The organism is Streptomyces sp. NPDC050743 (assembly GCF_044456925.1).
Taxonomy (GTDB): Bacteria; Actinomycetota; Actinomycetes; order Streptomycetales; family Streptomycetaceae; genus Streptomyces.
On record NZ_JBITGJ010000001.1, the window covers coordinates 150806 to 173897 of the forward strand.

The following is a 23092-nucleotide window of genomic DNA, read 5'->3' on the forward strand; positions in this document are numbered from 1 at the left end:
TTGGCACTAGGGCTTACGTGCTTACGACCGGGTGCGTCCCGAGGTCACGCGGTACACGTCGTACACACCCTCCACGCCCCGCACGGCCTTCAGCACGTGGCCGAGGTGCTTGGGGTCGCCCATCTCGAAGGTGAACCGGGAGGTGGCCACCCGGTCGCGGGAGGTCTGGACGGCCGCCGAGAGGATGTTGACGTGCTGGTCGGACAGGACGCGGGTGACGTCCGACAGCAGGCGGGAGCGGTCCAGCGCCTCGACCTGGATGGCGACCAGGAAGACCGAGGACTGGGTGGGGGCCCACTCGACGTCGAGGATGCGCTCGGGCTCGCGGGAGAGCGACTCGACGTTGACGCAGTCGCTGCGGTGAACCGATACGCCGCTGCCCCGCGTGACGAACCCGATGATCGGGTCGCCGGGGACGGGCGTGCAGCAGCGGGCCAGCTTGACCCACACGTCGTCGACGCCCTTCACCACGACGCCCGGGTCGGCGCTGGAGCGGCGCTTGCGGCCACGGCTGCGGGACGGCGGGACCGCCTCGTCGATCTCCTCGGTGGCGGCCTCCTCGCCGCCGAGGGCCTGCACGAGCTTCTGCACGATGTGCTGTGCGGAGACATGGCCCTCGCCGATCGCGGCGTACAGCGCGGAGATGTCCGAGTAGCGCATCTCGTGCGCGAGCGTGACGAGGGAGTCGCCGGTCAGGATGCGCTGGATCGGCAGGTTCTGCTTGCGCATCGCCCGTACGATCGCGTCCTTGCCCTGCTCGATCGCCTCGTCCCGGCGCTCCTTGGAGAACCAGGCCCGGATCTTGTTGCGCGCCCGGGGCGACTTGACGAAGCCGAGCCAGTCGCGGGACGGCCCGGCGCCGGGCGCCTTGGAGGTGAAGACCTCCACCAAGTCGCCGTTGTCCAGGGTCGATTCGAGCGGTACGAGCCTGCCGTTGACCCGCGCCCCTATGGTGCGGTGGCCGACCTCGGTGTGGACGGCGTACGCGAAGTCGACGGGCGTGGCTCCCGCGGGCAGCGCGATGACGTCGCCCTTGGGGGTGAAGACGAAGACCTCGTTGCGGGACAGGTCGAAGCGCAGGGACTCCAGGAACTCGCCCGGGTCCTCGGTCTCCTTCTGCCAGTCCAGCAGCTGCCGCAGCCACGCCATGTCGTTGATGGCGTCCTTGTCCTTGCCGGAGGCCTTGGGCACGTCCGTACGCACCTTGGAGGCGCCGGCGACGGCCTCCTGCTTGTACTTCCAGTGCGCGGCGATGCCGTACTCGGCGCGGCGGTGCATGTCGAAGGTGCGGATCTGCAGCTCGACCGGCTTGCCGTTGGGCCCGATGACCGTCGTGTGCAGCGACTGGTACATGTTGAACTTGGGCATCGCGATGTAGTCCTTGAACCGGCCGGGGACCGGGTTCCATCGCGCGTGCACGGTGCCGAGGGCGGCGTAGCAGTCGCGGACCGTGTCGACGAGTACACGGATGCCCACCAGGTCGTAGATCTCGGCGAAGTCGCGACCCCGCACGATCATCTTCTGGTAGACGCTGTAGTAGTGCTTCGGGCGGCCGGTGACGGTCGCCTTGATGCGGGCGGCGCGCAGGTCGGCCTGGACCTCGTCGGTCACTATGGCGAGGTACTCGTCCCGCTTGGGCGCCCGCTCGGCGACGAGCCGGACGATCTCGTCGTACATCTTGGGGTAGAGGATCGCGAACGCGAGGTCCTCCAGCTCCCACTTGATGGTGTTCATGCCCAGCCGGTGGGCGAGCGGCGCGTAGATCTCCAGCGTCTCCCGCGCCTTCTTCTCCTGCTTCTCGCGCTTCAGGTAGCGCATGGTGCGCATGTTGTGCAGGCGGTCGGCGAGCTTGATGACCAGGACGCGCGGGTCCTTGGCCATCGCCACGACCATCTTGCGCACGGTCTCGGCCTGCGCGGCCTCGCCGAACTTGACCTTGTCCAGCTTGGTGACGCCGTCGACGAGCAGCGCGACGGTGTCGCCGAAGTCGCGGCGCAGCTGGTCCAGGCCGTACTCGGTGTCCTCGACGGTGTCGTGCAGCAGCCCCGCCATGAGCGTGGCGGGGTCCATGCCGAGCTCCGCGAGGATGGTGGTCACGGCGAGCGGGTGCGTGATGTACGGGTCGCCGCTCTTGCGCTTCTGCCCGCGGTGCCAGCGCTCGGCGACCTGGTAGGCACGCTCGATCTGCCGCAGAGTCGAGTTCTCGATCTTCGGATCATTGCTGCGCACTATCCGCAGCAGTGGTTCGAGAACCGGGTTGTAGGGGTTCGCACGCTGCACACCGAGGCGGGCCAGGCGGGCGCGGACGCGGTTGGAGGAGCCGGTGCGGCCGGGCTGGACGACGGGCGGGCGCACCACGGGCGGCTGGGCCGGACGCTCGGGCGGGGCCGGCTTGGGACGCGAGGCCTCGGCAGCCTTCTCGACGGGCGCGGACTGGGCGTGCTCGATCGGCCCGCGGGTGTCGTTCTTCGCGTTGGACACGTTCGGCGCGGGCTTCGCCGCGGCGGCCGAGGCGGACTCGGGCTTTGCGGCGGTCAGGTGCTGGGCCTCGTCTGGCAAGAGGGCTCCTCGTGCGCGATCCGGGTCCCCCGGTCAGGCTCCGGAGACCCCATGGTAGCGATCCTGCGGCTGGTCATCGCCTTCAGGCGGAAGTGAGGACCGTCTACCCATGCAACGCGGGGGGCTTCCGCCGGATTCCGGGAGGTGGATTCCGGGTGATTCGAGGGCGTGCGGGAGGTGTCACGGGGGTGGCCTCGCACCGCAGGCGCCTCCGGCCTTCGGCGGCCTCCCACGGTGGGAGACGGGAAACACAAAGCGGCCTACGGCGAAGCCGAGGCCGCTTGTGCGACAACCCGCTCAGACCTGGAGCAGCGCCTCCAGCGGCGCCCCGTCCAGCGCCGGCTCCAGCCGGGCACGGCCGCCCAGGAAGCCCAGCTCCATCAGCACCGCGAGGCCGGAGACATCCGCGCCGGCGCGCTGGATCAGCTGGATCGCGGCCTCGGCCGTGCCGCCCGTGGCGAGGACGTCGTCCACGATCAGCACCCGGTCGCCGGAGGCCAGGTCCTCGGCGTGCACCTCGATCTCGGCCGAGCCGTACTCCAGGTCGTAGGCCTGGCGCAGCGTCGCTCCGGGCAGCTTGCCCGCCTTGCGGACCGGGATGAAGCCGAGGCCCGCGCGGACGGCGACCGGGGCGCCCAGGATGAAGCCCCGGGCCTCCAGACCGACGATCTTGGTCGCGCCGGTGTTCGTGGCGATCTCGGCCAGCGTGTCCGTCAGCGCCGTGAACGCGGCCGGGTCCGCCAGGAGCGGGGTGATGTCCTTGAACATCACGCCCGGCTCGGGGTAGTCGGCGACGTCACGGATGCGGCTGAGCAGCAACTCCTTGATGTCGGTCATCGGCGCTTCCCGGAGGGTCGGCCGCGGCCCCGGCCGCGGGACGCGGGCTGGTTGCGGGGGCCCACGACCGCGGGGGCTGCATCGGAGTCGTCGTCGGCGCGGTCCGCCGCGAGGTCCTCCTCGGCGGCGGCCTGGGCACGCTTGGCCAGGACCCGCTTGGTGAGGGCCTTCATCGCAGGCTCGCGCTCCTTGAGGTCGGCGACGAGCGGCGTGGCGATGAAGATCGACGAGTAGGCACCGGCCGCGAGGCCGACGAACAGCGACAGCGAGATGTCGTTCAGCGTGCCGGCGCCGAGGAAGCCACCGCCGATGAACAGCAGGCCCGCGACCGGCAGCAGGGCGACGACCGTGGTGTTGATGGAACGGACCAGGGTGCCGTTGATCGACCGGTTGGCGATGTCGCTGTACGTCCAGCGGGTCTGCCTGGTGATGTCCTTCGTCTGCTCCTTGAGGCTGTCGAAGACGACGACCGTGTCGTAGAGCGAGTAACCGAGGATCGTCAGCAGACCGATGACCGTACCGGGCGTGACCTCGAAACCGACCAGGGCGTAGATACCGGTCGTGATCGTGATGTCGTGGATCAGCGCGACCAGGGCCGCGACGGCCATGCGCCACTCGAAGGCGATAGCCAGGTAGATCACCACGAGCACCATGAAGATCCCCAGGCCCTCCCAGGCCTTGTTGGCGATCTGCTCGCCCCAGCTCGGTCCGACCAGGTCGGCGGCGAGCTTCTCGGGGTTGAGGTTCAGGTCCTTGGCCAGCTCCTGCTTGATCTGGTCGGACTTGTCGGTGTCGATGCCGGCGATCTGGATGCGCAGGCTGCCGTTGCCGAGCTTCTGCACGATCGCCTCGTGGCCGGAGGCGTCCTTGGCGTAGGTCTCCGCCTGGGCCACCGAGGTGCTCATGTGGGTCGGCGTGGTGAAGACCGCGCCGCCCTGGAACTCGATGCCCATGTTCAGGCCGCGCACCGCCAGGCCGACGATGGCCGTGATGGTGATCAGGATGGAGACGCCGTACCAGATCTTGCGCTTGCCGACGAAGTCGTACGCGATCTCGCCGCGGTGCAGTCGAGCGCCGAGGTTGCCGAGTTTCGACATCGCTCAGGCCTCCTTCGGGTCGACAGAGCCGGTGGCGGGACCGGCGGGACGGCGGGTGCGGCGCAGCGGCGGCTTGGCACCCAGGCTCTTCGGGTCGAGACCGGACCACTTGTGGCCGTTCGCGAAGAACTTGCGGCGGGCGAGCAGGGTCATCAGCGGCTTGGTGAACAGGAAGACGACGACGACGTCGAGCAGGGTGGTCAGGCCGAGCGTGAACGCGAAGCCCTGGACCTTGCCGACGGTCACGATGAACAGGACCGCCGCGGCGAGGAACGACACGAAGTCGGAGACCAGGATGGTGCGCCGGGCGCGCGGCCAGGCCCGCTCGACGGCGGGGCGCAGCGAGCGGCCCTCGCGGATCTCGTCCCGGATGCGTTCGAAGTACACGATGAACGAGTCCGCGGTGATACCGATGGCGACGATGGCACCACAGACGGCCGGCAGGTTCAGCGCGAAGCCGATGGCCGGGCCGAGCAGCGACATGATCACGTAGGTGAGGATCGCGGACACCAGCAGCGAGGCCATGGCGACGATCGACAGGCCCCGGTAGTAGGCGACCAGGTAGATCACGACCAGGGCGAGGCCGATCGCGCCGGCGAGCAGACCGGCGTGCAGCTGCTGACCGCCGAGCGCGGCGGTGACGGTGGTGACGGACTGCTCCTGGAAGGACAGCGGCAGGGCGCCGTACGACAGCATGTTGGCGAGGCTCTGGGCGTCCTGCTGCGTGAAGCTGCCGGAGATCTCCGCCTGACCGCCGGTGATGGCTCCCTGCACGAACGGGCTGGAGACGACCTCGCCGTCCAGGACGATGCCGAACTCGTTCTGCGGGGACTGGTTCTTCGCCAGCTGGCCCGTGATGTCGGCGAACTTCTTGGCGCCGCTGCTGCTGAAGGTCATCTGGACCTGCCAGCCGGAGGCCCCCTGGGTGTCGAAGACGGCCTGCGCCTTCTTCACCTCGGTGCCGTCGACGGCGGCCGGGCCGAGCACGTACTTGTACCAGACCTTGCGGATCTGGCCGCAGGCCACCGTGGGCTCGCCGGGCTTGGAGGCGCCTCCCACCTTGGCCCGCTCCGCGGGCTTGGAGCAGTCCAGGGCGGCGTACTGGGCCTGGAGCTTGGCGGCGGCGGTGCCGGCGCTGGAGGAGGCCGAGGGGGTCGCCGACGGGGTGGACGACGGCTTGGCGCTGCCGGAGGCGGACGCGCTCGGCGTGGGGGTGGAGCCGGCCTTCAGCGCGTCGGTGACAGGGCGGCCCTGGGAGGTCGCCGTGGCCGTGGGGGACGCGGTGGAGGACGAGGACGCCTTCTCGCTGGAGGAGGAAGAGGCGGAGGGGCTCGTGCTCGGCTGCGGCGAGGAGCTGCCGCTGGGGGTCGCGCTCGGCGACGGGCTCTGCGCGGCGCCACCGCTGGGCTCGCTGGCCAGGACCGGGCGGAAGTACAGCTTGGCGGTGGTGCCGACCTGCTGCTGGGCCTCCTTGGAATTGGTGCCCTTGGGGATGTTGACGATGATGTTGTCGGTCCCCTGGGTCTGCACCTCCGCCTCGGAGACGCCGAGGCCGTTGACACGGCGGTTCATGATGTCGACCGCGGTGTCCATGTTGGCCTTGTTGACCGCGGACCCCTGGTCGGCCTTCGCCTTGAGCGTGATGCTCGTGCCACCGGCGAGGTCGATGCCGAGACGCGGAGTCTTGTTCCCGGACAGGAACATGCCTCCCGTGAGCGCCACGATGGCGATCAGGATGAGGGCCAGCGAGCGCCCTGGCTTGCTCTGGGCGCTCGCGCTCCGGCCCCTCTTAGGTGCTGCCACCTTCTCGTACTCCCTCTCGGGCCGCCCCACGCGGTCGGCGCGGTCGGCCATGACATGGTGTCGGGCTGTTCCGTACGGGAAACAGACGCCCGGTGGTGCGCGGGGCGCGATCTTTCCGCGCAGCGCACCACCGGGGCGTGACTACTTCGCGTCGGTGTCGCCGTCGGTCTTCTTCGGCTCGTCCTCCGCCTTGGCCTCGGCGGCCACGGCCGTGTCGGTGCCGTCCTCGTCGGCGTCCTTCTTACCGAGGTCGACGGCCTTGTCGTCGGAGGCGGCGGCAGCGGGCGAGTCGGACTCGTCGGTCTCGGTGAGGGAGGAGGCGTCGTCCGGGACGATGTCGGCGTCGGACTTCAGGTCGTGCTCGATGCCGTGGACGATGCGGTTGTACTCGTCGTCGGTGAGAACGGCGCCGATCGCGTTCTTGGCGAAGAGGAGCTCGACGCCCGGGCCGGCGTCGAGGAGGACGGTTTCCTCGTTGACCTCCTTGACCGTCGCGTACATTCCCCCGATCGTGCGGACACCGGAGCCGGGCTGCATCTCGTTCCGCATGGTGGCGGCCTGCTGCTGCTTCTTCTTGGCCGAACGCGTCATCAGGAACATGGCCGCGATGAGCACGATGAAGGGGAGAAGGGTAAAGGCATTCACGGGACGGGGTTTCCTTCGCGCGACCGCGACGGAGAGCGGCCTGTTGATGGGGGTGTGGGTCGGCGCCGCCCACAAAGGCGGCATCGGCGGAGTCTAAGCGAGTCCGCGTGCATGGAACAACGTTCAGCATGGCACCTGAGTTCCTGACCGGGCCAATGTGCTCGCCGCCACGAGACATCATCGCGCCGTCAGGTCCCGAACAAGTCCTGTTGTCCGTTTCCGCCGGTCGCTCCCCCGCTCGCCGTGCCGGGCGGGGTCAGACCGAGGTGCGCCCAGGCGGCCGGGGTGCCGACCCGGCCACGCGGGGTACGGGCGAGCAGTCCCTCCCGGACCAGGAACGGTTCGGCGACCTCCTCGACGGTCTCCCGCTCCTCCCCGACCGCGACGGCGAGTGTGGACAGGCCGACGGGGCCGCCGCCGAAGAGCTTCAGCAGGGCCTCCAGGACGGCGCGGTCGAGTCGGTCGAGGCCGCGCGCGTCGACCTCGTAGACGGCGAGGGCGGCCGCGGCGATCTCACGGGTGATCACACCGTCCGCCTTGACCTGCGCGTAGTCGCGGACGCGGCGCAGCAGGCGGTTGGCGATGCGGGGGGTGCCGCGGGAGCGGCCGGCGATCTCGGCGGCGCCGTCCGGCTGGATCTCGACGTCCAGCAGGTTCGCCGAGCGGTGCACGACCCGCTCCAGCTCGTGGGGCTCGTAGAACTCCATGTGCGCGGTGAAGCCGAAGCGGTCGCGCAGCGGGGGCGGCAGCAGGCCCGCGCGGGTGGTGGCGCCGACCAGGGTGAACGGGGGCAGGTCGAGCGGGATCGCGGTGGCGCCGGGGCCCTTGCCGACGATGACGTCGACGCGGAAGTCCTCCATCGCCATGTACAGCATCTCCTCGGCGGGCCGGGACATGCGGTGGATCTCGTCCAGGAAGAGGACCTCGCCCTCCTGGAGGGAGGAGAGGATCGCGGCGAGGTCGCCGGCGTGCTGGATGGCGGGGCCGGAGGTGATGCGGATGGGGGCGCCCATCTCGGCGGCGATGATCATCGACAGCGTGGTCTTGCCGAGGCCGGGCGCGCCGGAGAGCAGCACGTGGTCGGCGGTGGCGCCACGCGCGCGTGCGGCCCGCAGGACGAGGTCGAGCTGTTCGCGGACCTTCACCTGGCCGATGAACTCGCCGAGGTCCTTGGGGCGCAGCGCGGCCTCGACGGCCTGGTCCTCCCGGTCGGCGGACGCACCGACGAGCCGCTCGGGGGCGGGGGTGTCGGTGGTGTCGTCCCAGTTCATATGCGTGTGCCTCGATCGTCGTGGGGTCAGCGGGCGCGGTTCAGGGTCTGCAGGGCGGCCCTCAGCAGCTGTCCGACCTGCGGGGTGCCGTCGGCGGCCTCGGCCTGGGGCGCCACCGCGGCGACGGCCTCGTCGGCCTCGCGGGTGGCGTAGCCGAGGCCGATGAGGGCCGCGTGCAGCTGGTCGCGCCAGCCCTGGGTGACCGGGGCGCCGATCGCGGGGGCGCCGACGGGCTCGCCGAGCCGGTCCTTCAGCTCCAGCAGCAGCTTCTGCGCGCCCTTCTTGCCGATGCCGGGGACGGCGATGAGGGCCTTCTCGTCGCCGGTGGCGACGGCGCGGCGCAGCGCGTCCGGGCTGTGCACGGCGAGCATGGCCTGGGCCAGGCGCGGGCCGACGCCGCTCGCGGTCTGCAGCAGCTCGAAGACCTGCCGCTCGTCGTCGTCGGCGAAGCCGTACAGGGTCAGCGAGTCCTCGCGGACGACGAGCGAGGTGTGCAGCTTGGCGGGCTGGCCCATGCGGAGCGTGGACAGCGTGTTCGGCGTGCACTGCACGGCCATGCCGACGCCGCCGACCTCGACGACCGCGGCGTCGGGGGCGAGCGCGGCGACCGTGCCGCTGACGAAGGCGATCATGCCGTACGGCCTTTCGTTGCGTTGACTGTGTGGCGGGCGACCGCCTGCTGGAGCCGGGTCTGGGCGGGGGCGCGCCAGATGTGGCAGATGGCGAGCGCGAGGGCGTCGGCGGCGTCGGCCGGCTTCGGTGGCGCGGAGAGCCGGAGCAGCCGGGTGACCATGGCGCCGACCTGTGCCTTGTCGGCGCGTCCGGAGCCGGTGACGGCCGCCTTGACCTCGCTCGGGGTGTGCAGCGCGACGGGGATGCCGCGCCGGGCGGCGCACAGCATGGCCACGGCGCTGGCCTGGGCGGTGCCCATCACCGTGCGCACGTTGTGCTGGCTGAAGACGCGCTCGACGGCGACGAACTCGGGCCGGTGCTCGTCCAGCCACTGCTCGATGCCCTGCTCGACGGCGAGGAGGCGGTGGCTGAGATCGGCGTCCACGGGTGTGCGCACGACACCGACGCCGAGCATGGTGAGCGGGCGGCCCGCGACCCCCTCGACGACGCCGACACCGCACCGGGTCAGTCCCGGGTCCACCCCCAGTACCCGCACCGGGCCCCTCCCTCCGATCGCCTCGATCACGTGTTTGTGCAGGCTATCGGGTCCCACTGACAATGCCGGCGGGCCGGTGGGACGTGTCCCACCGGCCCGCCGGAAATCCGCTGAGCGCGCGGCGCGTTACGCGTCGACCTTCTCCATGATCTCGTCGCTGACGTCGAAGTTGGCGAAGACGTTCTGCACGTCGTCGCTGTCCTCGAGCGCGTCGATCAGCTTGAAGATCTTCTTGGCGCCCTCCTCGTCCAGCTCGACCTGCATGGTCGGGACGAAGTTGGCCTCGGCGGACTCGTAGTCGATGCCCGCCTCCTGGAGGGCGGTGCGGACCGCGACCAGGTCGGTGGCCTCGCTGATGACCTCGAAGTTCTCGCCGAGGTCGTTGACTTCCTCGGCACCGGCGTCCAGGACCGCGCCGAGCACGTCGTCCTCGGTCAGCTCGTCCTTGGGGACGATGACGACGCCCTTGCGGTTGAACAGGTACGACACCGAGCCCGGGTCGGCCATGGAGCCGCCGTTGCGGGTCATGGCCACGCGGACGTCGGAGGCGGCGCGGTTGCGGTTGTCGGTGAGGCACTCGATGAGCACCGCGACGCCGTTGGGGCCGTAACCCTCGTACATGATCGTCTCGTAGTCGGCGCCGCCGGCCTCGAGACCGCCGCCCCGCTTAATCGCGGAGTCGATGTTCTTGTTCGGCACCGACTGCTTCTTGGCCTTCTGGACGGCGTCGTAGAGCGTCGGGTTGCCGTCGAGGTCGACGCCGCCCATACGCGCCGCGACCTCGATGTTCTTGATCAGCTTCGCGAAGAGCTTGCCGCGCTTGGCATCGATCACGGCCTTCTTGTGCTTCGTCGTGGCCCATTTAGAGTGGCCGGACATCTGCCTGTCTCCTTCGCGTAACCAATCTCTGTACGAACGTCAGAGATCCTACAAGGACTCCGGCGTACGGTTGGCGCGCACCATGTCGACGAACAGGGAGTGCACGCGGTGGTCGCCGGTCAGTTCCGGGTGGAACGACGTGGCGAGCGCGTTGCCCTGGCGGACGGCGACGATGTGGCCGTCGTGCTCGGCGAGCACCTCGGCCCCGGCGCCCACGGACTCCACCCAGGGGGCGCGGATGAAGACGCCCTCCACAGGATCGCCCGTGACGCCCTTCACGTCGACCGCGGCCTCGAACGACTCGTTCTGCCGGCCGAAGGCGTTGCGGCGCACGATCATGTCGATGCCGCCGATGGTCTCCTGACCCGAGCGCGGGTCGAGGATCTTGTCGGCGAGCATGATCATGCCGGCGCAGGTGCCGTAGACGGGCATGCCCTCGGCCACGCGCGCGCGGAGAGGCTCCATCACGCCGAAGAGGACGGCCAGCTTGGAAATGGTGGTGGACTCGCCGCCGGGCAGGACGAGGCCGTCGACCTCGGCGAGTTCCTCGGGGCGCCGCACCGGCCTGGCCACGGCGTCGGCCGCGGCCAGGGCGATGAGGTGCTCCCGTACGTCGCCCTGGAGGGCCAGGACGCCTATGACGGGGGTGTTCATGTGATCCAGTGCCTTACCAGCCGCGGTTGGCGTAGCGCTCGGTCTCGGGGAGGGTGTCGCAGTTGATGCCGACCATGGCCTCGCCGAGGTTGCGGGACGCGTCCGCGATGATCTTGGGGTCGTCGTAGAAGGTGGTCGCCTTCACGATGGCGGCGGCGCGCTTGGCCGGGTCGCCGGACTTGAAGATGCCGGAGCCGACGAAGACGCCCTCGGCGCCGAGCTGACGCATCAGGGCCGCGTCGGCCGGGGTGGCGACGCCACCGGCGGAGAAGAGGACCACCGGGAGCTTGCCCAGCTCGGCGACCTCCTTGACCAGCTCGTAGGGGGCGCGCAGCTCCTTGGCGGCGGCGTACAGCTCGTGGTTGTCGAAGCCGCGCAGCTTGGCGATCTCGTTCTTGATCTGGCGCAGGTGGCGGACGGCCTCGACGACGTTGCCGGTGCCGGCCTCGCCCTTGGAGCGGATCATCGCGGCGCCCTCGGCGATGCGGCGCAGGGCCTCGCCCAGGTTGGTGGCGCCGCACACGAACGGGGTGGTGAAGGCCCACTTGTCGGAGTGGTTGACCTCGTCGGCCGGGGTGAGGACCTCGGACTCGTCGATGTAGTCGACGCCGAGGGACTGCAGCACCTGGGCCTCGACGAAGTGGCCGATGCGGGACTTGGCCATGACGGGGATCGAGACGGCGTCGATGATGCCCTCGATCATGTCCGGGTCGGACATACGGGCCACGCCGCCGTCCTTGCGGATGTCGGCCGGGACCCGCTCCAGGGCCATGACGGCGACGGCGCCCGCGTCCTCGGCGATCTTCGCCTGCTCCGGCGTGACGACGTCCATGATCACGCCGCCCTTGAGCTGCTCGGCCATACCGCGCTTCACGCGGGCGGTGCCGGTCTCGGGAGCCTGGTTCTCGATGGTGGACACGGGTGACCTCACTGAAGTGAAAGGTGGTTGATGCTTCACCGAGGAAACGCGAGTGGACCAGGCCACAGCAAGGGCCAATGGCAAGCCGGTGGATCCTTTTCGTCCAGGGAAGGTTCCCCCCGGGGTTCAGGAGACGCGTTCCACCAGGGCCGCGGGGGGCTCGTCGTCCATCTCGAAGGCCAGCGGGAACGGGGCGTGGCCGGCCAGCCGGAACCAGCGGACCTTGCGGTGTTCGCGGAGCCTGCGTGCGGCTCCCACGGCGTCGTTGTGGAAGCGGCGGGCCATCGGGACCCGGCGCACCGCCTCGGCCAGCTCACGCGCCGCCTCCTCCCCTCCCGGGGCGTCCCTGACGGCTTCCACCTGCGCCGGATCCTCGAAGACCGCGCGCAGTGCCTGGCTCAGCTCGCTCTCGGCGACCTCCCGCTGCTCCTCCTCGGCCTGCCGGGCGGCGTGCGCGGCCTCGTACAGCACGATCGACGCGGCCGGGTCCAGCACGCCCGAGGTGGCCAGTTCCTGAGCGACGGAGGCCCGCCGCAGCAACTGCGCGTCGAGCGCGGCCCGCGCGGCGTCCATCCGCACATGCAGCCGGTCCAGCCGCCCGGCCGTCCAGCTCAGGTACACGCCGATCGCGACGAGCGCGACGAGGATCCAGATGAGGGTTGCGGTCACGGCCGAAGGCTATCGGCCCCGCACACACGCCTCACACGGCGATCCCACACCCGTATCCGGTCCGATCCGTGTCCGCGCGCTCAGTCCCGGGCCAGTCCGAAGCGTGCCCGGAGGCCTGTGGTGCGTTCGTCCGCCGCGACCGCTGCCGCGCCTGCCGTCACCGTCTCGTAGACGGACAGGATGTCCGCGCCGACCGTCGACCAGTCGAAGCGCCGTACATGGGCGCTGCCGCGTTCGCGCAGCTCCGTGCGACGGGCCGGGTTCTCCAGGAGGCGTATGGCAGCCTCGGCGAGCGCGTCGGCGTTCTCGTTGGCGAACAGCTCGCCCGCCTCGCCCTGGTCCAGGACCTGGACGAAGGCGTCCAGGTCGGAGGCGAGCACGGGGGCGCCCGCCGACATCGCCTCGACGAGGATGATGCCGAAGCTCTCGCCGCCGGTGTTGGGCGCCACGTACACGTCGACGCTGCGCAGAAAGCGTGCCTTGTCCTCGTCGCTGATCATGCCGAGGAACTCCACACGCGCACGTAGCTCCCTCGGGAGGTCCTCCACGGCCGCCTCCTCGTCTCCCCGGCCGGCGACCAGGAGACGGGTCTGCGGGCGGGCGGCCAGGATCTTCGGCAGCGCCTTCATGAGGACCGGCAGGCCCTTGCGGGGCTCGTCGATACGGCCGATGAAGCCGATGGTGTCGCCCTGCCACGCGGGGTTCGGGTCGGCCTTGGCGAAGAAGTCCACGTCGACGCCGTTGGGGATGACCACCGCGTCCCCGCCCAGGTGCTCGACCAGGGTCCGGCGGGCGTACTCGCTGACCGCGATCCGCGCGCTGATCTTCTCCAGGGCCGCCTGGAGGATGGCGTACGCGGCGATCATCGCGCGCGAGCGGGGGTTGGAGGTGTGGAAGGTGGCCACGATCGGGCCGGACGCCGCCCAGCAGGTCAGCAGGCCCAGCGAGGGCGAGGTCGGCTCGTGGATGTGGACCACGTCGAAGGCGCCCTCGTGCAGCCAGCGCCGCACCCGCGCGGCCGACAGGAAGCCGAAGTTGAGCCGGGCCACCGAGCCGTTGTACGGCACCGGGACGGCACGGCCGGCGGAGACGACGTACGGCGGCAGGGGGGTGTCGTCGTCGGCCGGGGCGAGCACGGAGACGTCGTGGCCGAGGCGCAGGAAGTACTCGGCGAGGTCGCGGATGTGGAACTGGACGCCACCGGGCACGTCCCAGGAGTACGGGCAGACGATCCCGATTCTCACGAGGGTCCCTTCGCGGGGTCGAGGTCGGCGAGCCACAGCCGCTGCAGCATGTGCCAGTCCTCCGGATGGTCGGCGATCCCGGTGGCGAAGGCGTCGGCCAGCGCCTGTGTCATGACAGACGTCTTCTCGCCCCGGCTACCTGACTCGGGTACCTCGACCGGGGGGTGGACCCGGCCCTGCATGACGGGTGAGTCGTCGTACCAGAGCGTGACCGGGAGCAGCAGCGCGCCGGTCTGCTGGGCGAGCAGGGCCGGGCCCGCGGGCATCCGGGTCTTCTCGCCGAAGAAGTCGACCTCGACGCCGGAGGCGGACAGGTCACGGTCGGCGACCAGGCAGACCAGGCCGCCGTCGCGCAGTCTGCGGGCCAGGGTGCCGAAGGCGGCGCCGCCGCTGTGCGGCAGGACCTCCATGCCGAGGCCCTCGCGGTAGGCGACGAAGCGGTCGTACAGCGTCTCGGGCTTGAGCCGCTCGGCGACCGTCGTGAACGGCGTCTCCAGCTTGGTGGTGACCCAGGCGCCGGCCAGGTCGTAGTTGGCCATGTGCGGCAGGACCAGGATCACGCCGCCGCCGGCGGCCAGCCCGTCGGTCAGGAAATGTATGTCCTTGGGATCGAAGCCCGACTTCACGCGCTCCCGGCTCCAGGCCGGCAGCCGGAAGGACTCCATCCAGTAGCGCAGGTACGAGCGCATCCCCGCGCGCGACAGCTCGCGCAGCCGCTCCGGGCCGGCGCCGGGCACCACGCGCGCGTAGTTGCTCTCCAGCCGCTGCACGCCCTTGCCGCGCTGCTTCCAGGCGAGGTCGGCGATGGTCTGCCCGAGCCGGACCGCGACGGGTTCGGGAAGCTTCTTCACGGTGCTCCAGCCGAGCCCGTACAGACTGTCCGTGAACCGTTCAGCGGCGCTCATTTCGCGGCCTCGCTGGGGCTCTGCCGGGCCGCGGCGGCCTCGGCCTCGGCGGACTCGCGGCGGACGGTGACGACCCGCTGGATCAGCGTGACGAGGCTGCCGACGGCGACGATCCACAGGGCGATCGGCAGCAGCCACTGGATGCCCGGCACACCGAACTTGTGCAGGCCCGCGAAACCGGCCGCGACCAGCGAGATGACCAGGCGCTCGGCGCGTTCGACCAGGCCGTTGACGGCGACCGGCAGCCCGATCGACTCGCCGCGCGCCTTGGTGTACGACACCACCTGGCCGCTGGCCAGGCAGAAGATCGCCACGGCGCACAGGACGTTGTCGTCCCCGTTGCCCGCGTACCAGAGCGCGAAGCCGCCGAAGATCGCGCCGTCGGCGACCCGGTCGAGGGTGGAGTCCAGGAAGGCGCCCCAGCGGCTGGAGCGGCCCAGCTGGCGGGCCATGTTGCCGTCGACCAGGTCGGAGAAGACGAACAGGGTGATCACGACCGTGCCCCAGAAGAACTCGCCCCGGGGGTAGAAGACCAGCGCGCCCGCGACCACTCCGGCCGTGCCGATGAGCGTGACCGTGTCGGGGCTCACGCCCCGGCGGATGAGAAACGCGGCGAACGGTGTGAGGACACGCGTGAAGAATGCACGCGCGTACTTGTTCAGCATGGCCTTCCCGAGGGTCGGTGTCGCCGCGGCCCCTGGTGGCCGCCGGCTGGCCCATCGTAGCCACGCGCGCGTGCGCGCGGCGGGCGGGCCACCCGGGGCCCGTCGCGCGAACCGGTGCGCGCCGCCGTACGCGGGGCGCGCGTGGCGCGATCGGCATGCGCGGTTGTCGTTCGTATGGACGCAGCGTGACGGGAGTGGAAAGCTCGAATAACCGCGGGCGACGCCGGAGCCGCCAGTGCACGCGGGTCCCGCGTGTCCGCGCCCACAGTGACCTCACCGTGCACGGGAGGCAGGATCATGGGCGACAAGACTCAGACGCACCACCCCGGGGCCGCCGGCAGGGCTTTGGAGGCCGACCAGCCCGCATCCGTACGGAACGTGGTGCTGGTCGGCCACTCCGGTTCGGGCAAGACGACCCTGGTGGAGGCCCTCGCGCTGACCGCGGGGGCGGTGAACCGGGCGGGCCGCAAGGAAGACGGCGGCACCGTCTCGGACTACGACGAGATCGAGCACCGGCAGCAGCGCTCGGTGCAGCTCTCCCTGGTGCCGGTCGAATGGGACGGCATCAAGATCAACGTGCTCGACACCCCCGGATACGCCGACTTCGTCGGGGAGCTCAGGGCCGGTCTGCGCGCCGCGGACGCGGCTCTCTTCGTCGTCTCGGCCTCGGACGGTGTGGACGGCTCCACCCGGATGGTCTGGGAGGAGTGCGCGGCCGTCGGCATGCCGCGCGCGATCGTGGTCACGCACCTGGAGGCGGCCCGCGCCGACTTCGAGGAGATGACCCGGATCTGCGCGGAGGCCTTCGGCGGCGACGACCCCGATGCCGTGCTGCCGCTGTATCTGCCGCTGCGCGGCCCCGAGGGCCCCGACGGGCACGCGCCGGTGACCGGGCTGGTCGGGCTGCTGTCGCAGAAGCTGTTCGACTACTCGACCGGGGAGCGCAAGGAGTCCGAGCCCGGCGAGGACCAGTTGCCGAACCTGGAGGAGGCCCGCAACCGGCTCATCGAGGGGATCATCGCCGAGAGCGAGGACGAGACCCTCATGGACCGCTATCTCGGCGGGGAGCAGGTCGACGTCAAGACGCTGATCCAGGACCTGGAGCGGGCCGTCGCCCGCGGCTCGTTCTTCCCCGTCCTGGCGGCCGCCCCCGCGGCCGACGGCGCCAAACAGGGCCTCGGCACGGTCGAGGTGCTGGAGCTGATCACCGGCGGGTTCCCGACCCCGTTCGAGCACCCGATGCCCGAGGTCACCACCATCGACGGCAAGGCGCGCGAGCTGAAGCCGTGCGACACCGGCGGCCCGCTGGTCGCCGAGGTCGTCAAGACCTCCTCCGACCCCTACGTCGGCCGGGTCTCCCTGGTGCGCGTCTTCTCCGGCACCCTGCGCCCCGACCAGACGGTGCACGTCTCCGGGCACGGGCTGGCCGACCGCGGCCACGAGGACCACGACGTCGACGAGAAGGTCGGCGCGCTGTCCATGCCCTTCGGCAAGCAGCAGCGCCCGGTGACGCACGCCGTCGCCGGCGACCTGGTGTGCGTGGCCAAGCTCGGCCGGGCCGAGACCGGGGACACGCTCTCCGCGAAGGACGACCCGCTCCTGATGGAGCCCTGGCGGATGCCCGACCCGCTGCTGCCGCTTGCCATCCAGGCGCACAGCAAGGCCGACGAGGACAAGCTCTCGCAGGGCCTGTCCCGTCTGGTGGCCGAGGATCCGACCATGCGTCTGGAGCAGAACCAGGACACCCACCAGGTGGTCCTGTGGTGCCTGGGCGAGGCCCACGCGGACGTCGCCCTGGAACGGCTGCGCAGCCGCTACGGCGTCCAGGTCGACGTCGTCCCGCACAAGGTCTCCCTGCGGGAGACGTTCGCGAACAAGGCCACCGGGCGCGGGCGGCATGTGAAGCAGTCCGGCGGGCACGGGCAGTACGCCATCTGCGAGATCGAGGTGGAGCCCCTGCCGGGAGGCTCGGGCATCGAGTTCGTGGACAAGGTGGTCGGCGGCGCCGTACCGCGTCAGTTCATCCCGTCCGTGGAGAAGGGCGTACGGGCGCAGGCCGCCAAGGGGGTCGCCGCCGGTTATCCGCTGGTGGACGTGCGGGTCACGCTGCTGGACGGCAAGGCGCACTCGGTGGACTCCTCCGACGCCGCCTTCCAGACCGCGGGCGCGCTCGCGCTGCGCGAGGCCGCGGCCGACGCGCGGATCCATCTGCTGGAGCCGGTGGCGGAGGTGTCCGTGCTGGTCGGCGACGACTTCGTGGGCGCCGTGATGAGCGATCTGTCCAGCCGGCGCGGCCGGGTGCTCGGCACCGAGCAGGTGGGTTCCGGGCGGACTGTGATCAAGGCCGAGGTGCCCGAGTTCGAGATCGGCCGGTACGCCGTCGATCTGCGCTCGCTGTCGCACGGCACGGCACGGTTCGACCGCTCCTACGCCCGGCACGAGCCGATGCCGCCGCAGATCGCCGAACGGATCCGCGAACAGGCGGGCGACAACGGCTAGTCCGGTGCCGTCGCGGGGGTGTGTGGGCGGGCGGCTTCGGCCGTCCGCCCGCCGGTTGTCGGTGGCGGCGGATACGCTGATCACGTGATCGGGCCGTGCCGCAGTCGTCCGGTTGTCGGCGGGTAATCGACGCGACGGCCCGTTCAACAGGTGTGCGGGGCAGGGAAGTCGGGAAGGCCGCAGAAGCGACGCCGTGCGGCGAGGGGGCGGGAATGTCGTTGGGAACGGAGTGGGACGGACCCCAGGTGCCCGTCTCGGGCGACGAGGGGCAGGCGGCGACCTCCGCGCTGGCCTCCGCGGCGTACCGGGACAGCCCGATGGAGGAGATCAAGAAGGCCGACAACGAGTGGCACGAGTCGACCCTCAAGCCCGGCAGGATCGCACTGCTGAGGCCCAATCTCGGTGAGGCGTTCTCGCGGGCCGTGGTCGCCCGGATGCTCGCTCCCGGCCGCAAGCCGCTCATCCAGTCCTTCGGCTCCGAGCCCCAGTTCGTCGTGGAGCACTGCCTCGCGGCGAACAACATCCGCCGGGAGCGCGACAACCGCCTGACCGCCGTGACGGTCCTGTGCGGTGTGCTCTTCCTGCCCGGGCTGCTCGTCTGGCTGCTCGTCTTCCAGCTGCGCACGTTCGTCGCCAGGCGCGAGGACAAACGGGTGGGTGCGCTCGCCACCGCCCTGCTCCTCGGTGTCGGCGTGCTCGCCGCGCTGTTCCTGCTCAAGATGCCGTTCAGCGGCTTCTGGGCGTGGTACGCGCGGGCGTGTGTCGTGCTCCCCGTGCTCGGCTGGTTCTGGGCCAAGCGGATCTGCGAGCGCACGGCCAAGGACCTGCGGGCCCGCTGGGACGGGCTGCTCTCGGGCACCAGCGTCGGCGCGAAGGTCCCCGAGGCCGTGCCGCGCAGCCCCGGCCAGACCGCGGCCGAGGAGCTGCGCCAGTCGCTGGCCCGGCTCAGCGCCGAGCAGCAGTCCAACTCGGTCTTCTACGCCGGCCCCAAGGGCATACTCGGCATGGGCACCCGCTGGGGCGCCTGGCAGCTCGCCGAGGACCTGGTGCCCGCCGACCCGACCCGGGAGATCCACCCGTTCCGCAGCTGGGACGTCATCCGCGCGATCCACGACCAGCTCGCCCTGCTGGAGCGCGGCCCGCTGAACACCGGCGGGTTCCCCAAGCCGTCCATCAAGCACTGGATCGTCACGCCGATCGGCGAGAAGGCCACGGCGGTGTCCCGGCCCGAGGGCACCGACGTCGAGGCCTTCCAGGTCAAGCCGCACGCGATACAGGAGATCTGCAACAAGCAGCAGTTCGGCAGCGGCGACCGGCACTATCTGGGCGTGCAGTGGACGCTGTGGGACGGGCAGCTGGTCCTCACGATGCTGATCACGGTGACGGTGCTGCACGAGACGCTGCGCATCGAGGTGACCGGGCACGCCCTGGGACCGGTGAACCCGCTGTTCACCTCCAAGCCGGAGCCCCCGAGCAAGGAGGTCGCCAAGTCCCTCAAGCCCTGGGAGACCAGGAAGGTCATGCTGCCGCTGGTCACCACCGACGAGGTGGTACGGCTGGCGGCGCGCGCCCCGCTGACCTGGTACCCGCCGGTGCTCAACTGGCTCGGCGGCTCGCTCGTCCTGCCCGAGCCGTTCGGTCTGCGGCACGCCTGGGCCGACCAGCCCTGGCGGCACCGCTTCATGGCCGACGACGCGCTGCGCGCGGCCACGCCGGTGCTGCGGGTGGTGCACTCGGCGGCGATGAGGGTGCTGGAGGAGAACGGCGTGGACACGGAGAAGTTCGGCACGCGGTCGGCGTTCCTCAGCACACAGGTGCAGGATCCGCTGCCGAAGAAGGCCGACCTCTACGACGCGTGAGCGGTGCCCTCGGCAGAGGGCACCAGCGGACTACGCCGGCCAGGCCTCCGCGAGCATCTTCCTGGTGTCGGCCAGCAGCTGCGGCAGCACCTTCGTGTGGCCGACCACCGGCATGAAGTTCGTGTCGCCGCCCCAGCGCGGGACGATGTGCTGGTGCAGATGGGCGGCGATGCCCGCGCCCGCGACCGTGCCCTGGTTCATGCCGATGTTGAAGCCGTGCGCGCCGGACGCGGTGCGCAGGGCGGTCATCGCCTGCTTGGTCAGCTCGGCGAGCTCCGCGGTCTCCGGACCGGTCAGGTCCGTGTAGTCGGCGACATGACGGTAGGGGACCGTCATCAGATGGCCGCCGTTGTACGGGTAGAGGTTGAGGACGGCGTACACGTGCTCACCGCGCCGGACGATCAGTCCGTCCTCGTCGGACTTGGCCGGGAGCGTGCAGAAGGGGCAGCCGTCGTCGGCCCCCGGACCGGTCGGCTTGTTCTCGCCCTGGATGTAGGCCATCCGGTGGGGCGTCCACAGGCGCTGGAACGCGTCCTGCGTCCCCACTCCGATCTGCTGCTCCGGCTCACTCGTCATGCTAGGCAGCATATTGCTTCGCCCGTTCGCGGCGTGTCGCCGGGGCGGCGGGAAGAAGGGCACCGGCCAAGCTTGGCCGGTGGACGAAAGCCGTTCGGTGCGCTGGGCGCAGCGCACCGAGATCCCCCTCTTCGTGGCGTCGCTGGTCTTCCTGGCCGCCTATGCCACGCATGTGCTGGCCACGGGTATGTCCGCCTTCTGGCATGTCGTGTGCTTGTCCGTGGTCCTCGGCCTATGGCTGGTGTTCGCCGCGGACTACGCGGTGCGCTGGCGGCTCAGCGGACAGGGCCTGCGGTTCGTCCCGACGCACTTGCTGCACACCGTGGTGGTCATCCTGCCGCTGCTGCGCCCGCTGCGGATCGTTCCCCTGTACGACGCCGTCCAGCGGAAGGCCGGACAACCCCGGCTCTCGCTGCACGCACGCGTGATCTCCTACGCCGGCCTGTCCACCCTGCTGCTCGGCTTCTCCGGTGCCCTCGCGGTCTTCCAGGCGGAACGCGGGGCACCCCGCGCCACCATGCGTACGTTCGGGGACGCCGTGTGGTGGGCCGCGTCCACCCTCACCACGGTCGGCTACGGCGACATCACCCCGGTCACCCCGATGGGCCGGACGATCGCCACCGGGATGATGATCGGCGGTCTCGCCCTGCTCGGCGCGGTGACCGGTTCGTTCTCGTCCTGGCTGATGCAGACCTTCACCCGCGAGGGAGACGAAAGGCCCCCGGGGCGCTGAACCTCCCCGAGGGCCTTCGTACCGAGCGGGCGCCGGATCAGACCTGGGCCCGCTCCTGGACGACCTGCGCGATCTTCGCGATGGCCGCGTCGAACGGGATGCCGTTCTCCTGCGAGCCGTCGCGGTAGCGGAACGACACCGAGCCGTTCGACATGTCCTCGTCGCCCGCGATGACCATGAAGGGCACCTTCTGCTTCTGGGCGTTGCGGATCTTCTTCTGCATGCGGTCCGAGGAGGAGTCCACCTCGACGCGCAGGCCCTGCTTGCGGGCCGCGGCGGCGAACTTCTCCAGGTACTCCACGTGCGCGTCGCCGATCGGGATGCCGAGCGCCTGGACCGGGGCGAGCCAGGCCGGGAAGGCGCCTGCGTAGTGCTCCAGGAGGACGGCGAAGAACCGTTCGATGGAGCCGAACAGCGCGCGGTGGATCATGACCGGGCGCTGCTTGGAGCCGTCGGGGCCGGTGTACTCCAGGTTGAAGCGCTCGGGCAGGTTGAAGTCGAGCTGGATGGTCGACATCTGCCAGGTCCGGCCGATCGCGTCCTTGGCCTGGACGGAGATCTTCGGGCCGTAGAAGGCGGCGCCGCCCGGGTCCGGGACGAGGGGCAGGCCCTGCTTCTCGGCGACCTGGCGCAGCGTCTCGGTCGCCTCCTCCCAGACCTCGTCGGAGCCGACGAACTTCTCCGGGTCCTTGGTGGACAGCTCCAGGTAGAAGTCGGTCAGGCCGTAGTCGCGCAGCAGGCCGAGGACGAAGGTGAGCGTCTTGTCCAGCTCCTCGGACATCTGCTCACGGGTGCAGTAGATGTGCGCGTCGTCCTGGGTGAAGCCGCGGGCACGGGTCAGGCCGTGCACGACGCCCGACTTCTCGTACCGGTACACGGTCCCGAACTCGAAGAGGCGCAGCGGCAGTTCGCGGTAGGAGCGGCCGCGCGCGTCGAAGATCAGGTTGTGCATCGGGCAGTTCATGGGCTTGAGGTAGTAGTCCACGCCCTCGTCGAGCTGCATGGGCGGGTACATGCCCTCGGCGTACCAGTCCAGGTGCCCGGACGTCTCGAAGAGCTTCCCCTTCGTCGCGTGCGGGGTGTAGACGAACTCGTAGCCCTCCTCCTCGTGGCGGCGCCGCGAGTAGTCCTCCATGACCCGGCGGATGATGCCGCCCTTGGGGTGGAAGACGGCGAGGCCGGAGCCGATCTGCTCCGGGATGGAGAAGAGGTCCAGCTCGGTGCCGAGCTTGCGGTGGTCGCGCTTCTCGGCCTCGGCGAGGAAGTCCAGGTGCGCCTTCAGCTCGTCCTTGGACGGCCAGGCGGTGCCGTAGATGCGCTGAAGCATCGGGTTCTTCTCGCTGCCGCGCCAGTAGGCGGCCGCGTTGCGCATCAGCTTGAACGCCGGGATGAGCCGGGTCGAGGGCAGGTGCGGACCGCGGCAGAGGTCCTTCCAGCACAGCTCGCCGGTCTTGGCGTCCAGGTTGTCGTAGATCGTCAGCTCGCCGGCGCCGACCTCGACGTCCGCGCCGTCGTCGGAGGAGGCCGAGCCCTTGAGGCCGATCAGCTCCAGCTTGTACGGCTCGGCGGCCAGCTCCTCGCGGGCGGCCTCGTCGGTGACGACACGGCGGGCGAAGCGCTGCCCGCGCTTCTGGATCTCCTGCATCTTCTTCTCGATGGCCTTGAGATCCTCGGGCGTGAACGGCTTCTCGACGTCGAAGTCGTAGTAGAAGCCGTCCTTGACGGGCGGGCCGATGCCCAGCTTGGCCTCGGGGAACAGCTCCTGCACGGCCTGCGCCATGACGTGCGCGGTGGAGTGGCGCAGGATGTTCAGGCCGTCCTCGGACGAGATCTCGACGCCCTCGACGGTCTCACCATCCTTGACCTCGTAGGCGAGGTCCTTCAGCTCGCCCCCGACACGCGCGGCGATGATCGAGCGCTCGCCCGCGAAGAGGTCGGCGGCCGTAGTGCCCGTCGTCACCACGCGTTCTTCCCGCTCGGAATCGCGTTGGATGATCACACGGACGTCTGACACCGGTCTCTCCTGACTGAAGGTGGGGTGCGGCGCCATACCAGGAGCGCGCGCACAGGCGATCGTACCGACCTCACGGCGCCGACCGCGAAACGGTCA

At 70.4% G+C, this 23092-nt stretch carries 20 protein-coding genes; 3 read left to right on the top strand and 17 right to left on the bottom strand.

Annotated elements, in window-relative coordinates:
- Positions 1 to 21 precede the first annotated feature (21 nt).
- The 15 genes from ACIBJF_RS00675 to pgsA form a co-directional block, all read right to left on the bottom strand.
- Positions 22 to 2559 carry a bifunctional (p)ppGpp synthetase/guanosine-3',5'-bis(diphosphate) 3'-pyrophosphohydrolase gene (locus ACIBJF_RS00675; protein WP_351812352.1) on the bottom strand — a complete coding sequence of 846 codons (2538 nt, stop codon included), beginning with the start codon at positions 2557 to 2559 and terminating at the stop codon, positions 22 to 24.
- Positions 2560 to 2856: 297 nt separating this feature from the next.
- On the bottom strand, positions 2857 to 3396 hold the full coding sequence (locus ACIBJF_RS00680) for an adenine phosphoribosyltransferase (protein ID WP_351812350.1): 540 nt from the start codon (positions 3394 to 3396) through the stop codon (positions 2857 to 2859).
- Positions 3393 to 4493, bottom strand: a complete 1101-nt coding sequence (gene secF / locus ACIBJF_RS00685) for a protein translocase subunit SecF (RefSeq protein ID WP_399171477.1) — start codon at positions 4491 to 4493, stop codon at positions 3393 to 3395. The genes ACIBJF_RS00680 and secF overlap by 4 nt, the downstream gene beginning before the upstream one ends.
- A 3-nt stretch (positions 4494 to 4496) precedes the next feature.
- Positions 4497 to 6296, bottom strand: a complete 1800-nt coding sequence (gene secD, locus ACIBJF_RS00690) for a protein translocase subunit SecD (RefSeq protein ID WP_399171478.1) — start codon at positions 6294 to 6296, stop codon at positions 4497 to 4499.
- A gap of 141 nt (positions 6297 to 6437) precedes the next feature.
- Positions 6438 to 6941: a preprotein translocase subunit YajC gene (gene yajC, locus ACIBJF_RS00695; protein WP_399171479.1), complete on the bottom strand. Its 504-nt coding sequence runs from the start codon at positions 6939 to 6941 to the stop codon at positions 6438 to 6440.
- Between the two features lie 188 nt (positions 6942 to 7129).
- A complete protein-coding gene (ruvB, locus tag ACIBJF_RS00700) occupies positions 7130 to 8212 on the bottom strand; it encodes a Holliday junction branch migration DNA helicase RuvB (RefSeq protein WP_399171480.1) in 1083 nt (360 codons plus the stop codon).
- Positions 8213 to 8238: 26 nt separating this feature from the next.
- Positions 8239 to 8844: a Holliday junction branch migration protein RuvA gene (gene ruvA, locus ACIBJF_RS00705; RefSeq protein WP_399171481.1), complete on the bottom strand. Its 606-nt coding sequence runs from the start codon at positions 8842 to 8844 to the stop codon at positions 8239 to 8241.
- Positions 8841 to 9380, bottom strand: coding sequence for a crossover junction endodeoxyribonuclease RuvC (gene ruvC / locus ACIBJF_RS00710; protein ID WP_356307377.1), 540 nt, complete (start codon positions 9378 to 9380; stop codon positions 8841 to 8843). Before ruvC ends, ruvA begins: the two co-directional genes overlap by 4 nt.
- A gap of 126 nt (positions 9381 to 9506) precedes the next feature.
- Positions 9507 to 10259 (bottom strand): YebC/PmpR family DNA-binding transcriptional regulator, encoded by a 753-nt coding sequence (locus ACIBJF_RS00715; protein ID WP_399171482.1) that lies wholly within the window; start codon positions 10257 to 10259, stop codon positions 9507 to 9509.
- Positions 10260 to 10307: 48 nt separating this feature from the next.
- Positions 10308 to 10913 carry a pyridoxal 5'-phosphate synthase glutaminase subunit PdxT gene (gene pdxT / locus ACIBJF_RS00720; protein WP_399171483.1) on the bottom strand — a complete coding sequence of 202 codons (606 nt, stop codon included), beginning with the start codon at positions 10911 to 10913 and terminating at the stop codon, positions 10308 to 10310.
- A 13-nt stretch (positions 10914 to 10926) separates the two neighbouring features.
- Positions 10927 to 11832 carry a pyridoxal 5'-phosphate synthase lyase subunit PdxS gene (gene pdxS / locus ACIBJF_RS00725; RefSeq protein ID WP_069781943.1) on the bottom strand — a complete coding sequence of 302 codons (906 nt, stop codon included), beginning with the start codon at positions 11830 to 11832 and terminating at the stop codon, positions 10927 to 10929.
- 126 nt (positions 11833 to 11958) lie between these two features.
- Positions 11959 to 12501 (bottom strand): hypothetical protein, encoded by a 543-nt coding sequence (locus ACIBJF_RS00730; RefSeq protein ID WP_351804466.1) that lies wholly within the window; start codon positions 12499 to 12501, stop codon positions 11959 to 11961.
- A gap of 80 nt (positions 12502 to 12581) precedes the next feature.
- Positions 12582 to 13745 (bottom strand): glycosyltransferase family 4 protein, encoded by a 1164-nt coding sequence (locus ACIBJF_RS00735; protein WP_399171484.1) that lies wholly within the window; start codon positions 13743 to 13745, stop codon positions 12582 to 12584.
- Positions 13742 to 14650, bottom strand: coding sequence for a phosphatidylinositol mannoside acyltransferase (locus tag ACIBJF_RS00740; RefSeq protein ID WP_399171485.1), 909 nt, complete (start codon positions 14648 to 14650; stop codon positions 13742 to 13744). The genes ACIBJF_RS00735 and ACIBJF_RS00740 overlap by 4 nt, the downstream gene beginning before the upstream one ends.
- Positions 14647 to 15315, bottom strand: coding sequence for a phosphatidylinositol phosphate synthase (gene pgsA / locus ACIBJF_RS00745; protein WP_390681817.1), 669 nt, complete (start codon positions 15313 to 15315; stop codon positions 14647 to 14649). The genes ACIBJF_RS00740 and pgsA overlap by 4 nt, the downstream gene beginning before the upstream one ends.
- Before the next feature lie 297 nt (positions 15316 to 15612).
- Here pgsA and ACIBJF_RS00750 point away from each other — a divergent pair, with 297 nt between their 5' ends.
- On the top strand, positions 15613 to 17814 hold the full coding sequence (locus ACIBJF_RS00750) for an elongation factor G-like protein EF-G2 (protein ID WP_399171486.1): 2202 nt from the start codon (positions 15613 to 15615) through the stop codon (positions 17812 to 17814).
- Between the two features lie 212 nt (positions 17815 to 18026).
- Positions 18027 to 19673 carry a hypothetical protein gene (locus ACIBJF_RS00755; protein WP_399171487.1) on the top strand — a complete coding sequence of 549 codons (1647 nt, stop codon included), beginning with the start codon at positions 18027 to 18029 and terminating at the stop codon, positions 19671 to 19673.
- 30 nt (positions 19674 to 19703) lie between these two features.
- Here ACIBJF_RS00755 and ACIBJF_RS00760 read toward each other — a convergent pair whose 3' ends face one another.
- A complete protein-coding gene (locus ACIBJF_RS00760; protein ID WP_351804455.1) occupies positions 19704 to 20261 on the bottom strand; it encodes an HIT domain-containing protein in 558 nt (185 codons plus the stop codon).
- Positions 20262 to 20328: 67 nt separating this feature from the next.
- Between ACIBJF_RS00760 and ACIBJF_RS00765 the strand changes: the two genes are divergently transcribed.
- Positions 20329 to 20982 carry a potassium channel family protein gene (locus tag ACIBJF_RS00765; RefSeq protein WP_399171489.1) on the top strand — a complete coding sequence of 218 codons (654 nt, stop codon included), beginning with the start codon at positions 20329 to 20331 and terminating at the stop codon, positions 20980 to 20982.
- 37 nt (positions 20983 to 21019) lie between these two features.
- Here the strand turns inward: ACIBJF_RS00765 and thrS are convergent, their stop codons facing one another.
- Positions 21020 to 22996 carry a threonine--tRNA ligase gene (gene thrS, locus ACIBJF_RS00770; protein ID WP_399171490.1) on the bottom strand — a complete coding sequence of 659 codons (1977 nt, stop codon included), beginning with the start codon at positions 22994 to 22996 and terminating at the stop codon, positions 21020 to 21022.
- Between the last annotated feature and the right edge of the window lie 96 nt (positions 22997 to 23092).

Excerpts from the sequence above, each read along its gene's own strand:
- ruvA (WP_399171481.1), bottom strand. The coding sequence starts at position 8,844 with ATGATCGCCTTCGTCAGCGGCACGGTCGCCGCGCTCGCCCCCGACGCC.
- secF (WP_399171477.1), bottom strand. The coding sequence starts at position 4,493 with ATGTCGAAACTCGGCAACCTCGGCGCTCGACTGCACCGCGGCGAGATC.
- ACIBJF_RS00750 (WP_399171486.1), top strand. The coding sequence starts at position 15,613 with ATGGGCGACAAGACTCAGACGCACCACCCCGGGGCCGCCGGCAGGGCT.
- ACIBJF_RS00715 (WP_399171482.1), bottom strand. The coding sequence starts at position 10,259 with ATGTCCGGCCACTCTAAATGGGCCACGACGAAGCACAAGAAGGCCGTG.
- ACIBJF_RS00740 (WP_399171485.1), bottom strand. The coding sequence starts at position 14,650 with ATGAGCGCCGCTGAACGGTTCACGGACAGTCTGTACGGGCTCGGCTGG.
- ACIBJF_RS00680 (WP_351812350.1), bottom strand. The coding sequence starts at position 3,396 with ATGACCGACATCAAGGAGTTGCTGCTCAGCCGCATCCGTGACGTCGCC.
- ruvB (WP_399171480.1), bottom strand. The coding sequence starts at position 8,212 with ATGAACTGGGACGACACCACCGACACCCCCGCCCCCGAGCGGCTCGTC.
- ACIBJF_RS00760 (WP_351804455.1), bottom strand. The coding sequence starts at position 20,261 with ATGCTGCCTAGCATGACGAGTGAGCCGGAGCAGCAGATCGGAGTGGGG.
- pdxT (WP_399171483.1), bottom strand. The coding sequence starts at position 10,913 with ATGAACACCCCCGTCATAGGCGTCCTGGCCCTCCAGGGCGACGTACGG.
- pgsA (WP_390681817.1), bottom strand. The coding sequence starts at position 15,315 with ATGCTGAACAAGTACGCGCGTGCATTCTTCACGCGTGTCCTCACACCG.
- ACIBJF_RS00755 (WP_399171487.1), top strand. The coding sequence starts at position 18,027 with ATGTCGTTGGGAACGGAGTGGGACGGACCCCAGGTGCCCGTCTCGGGC.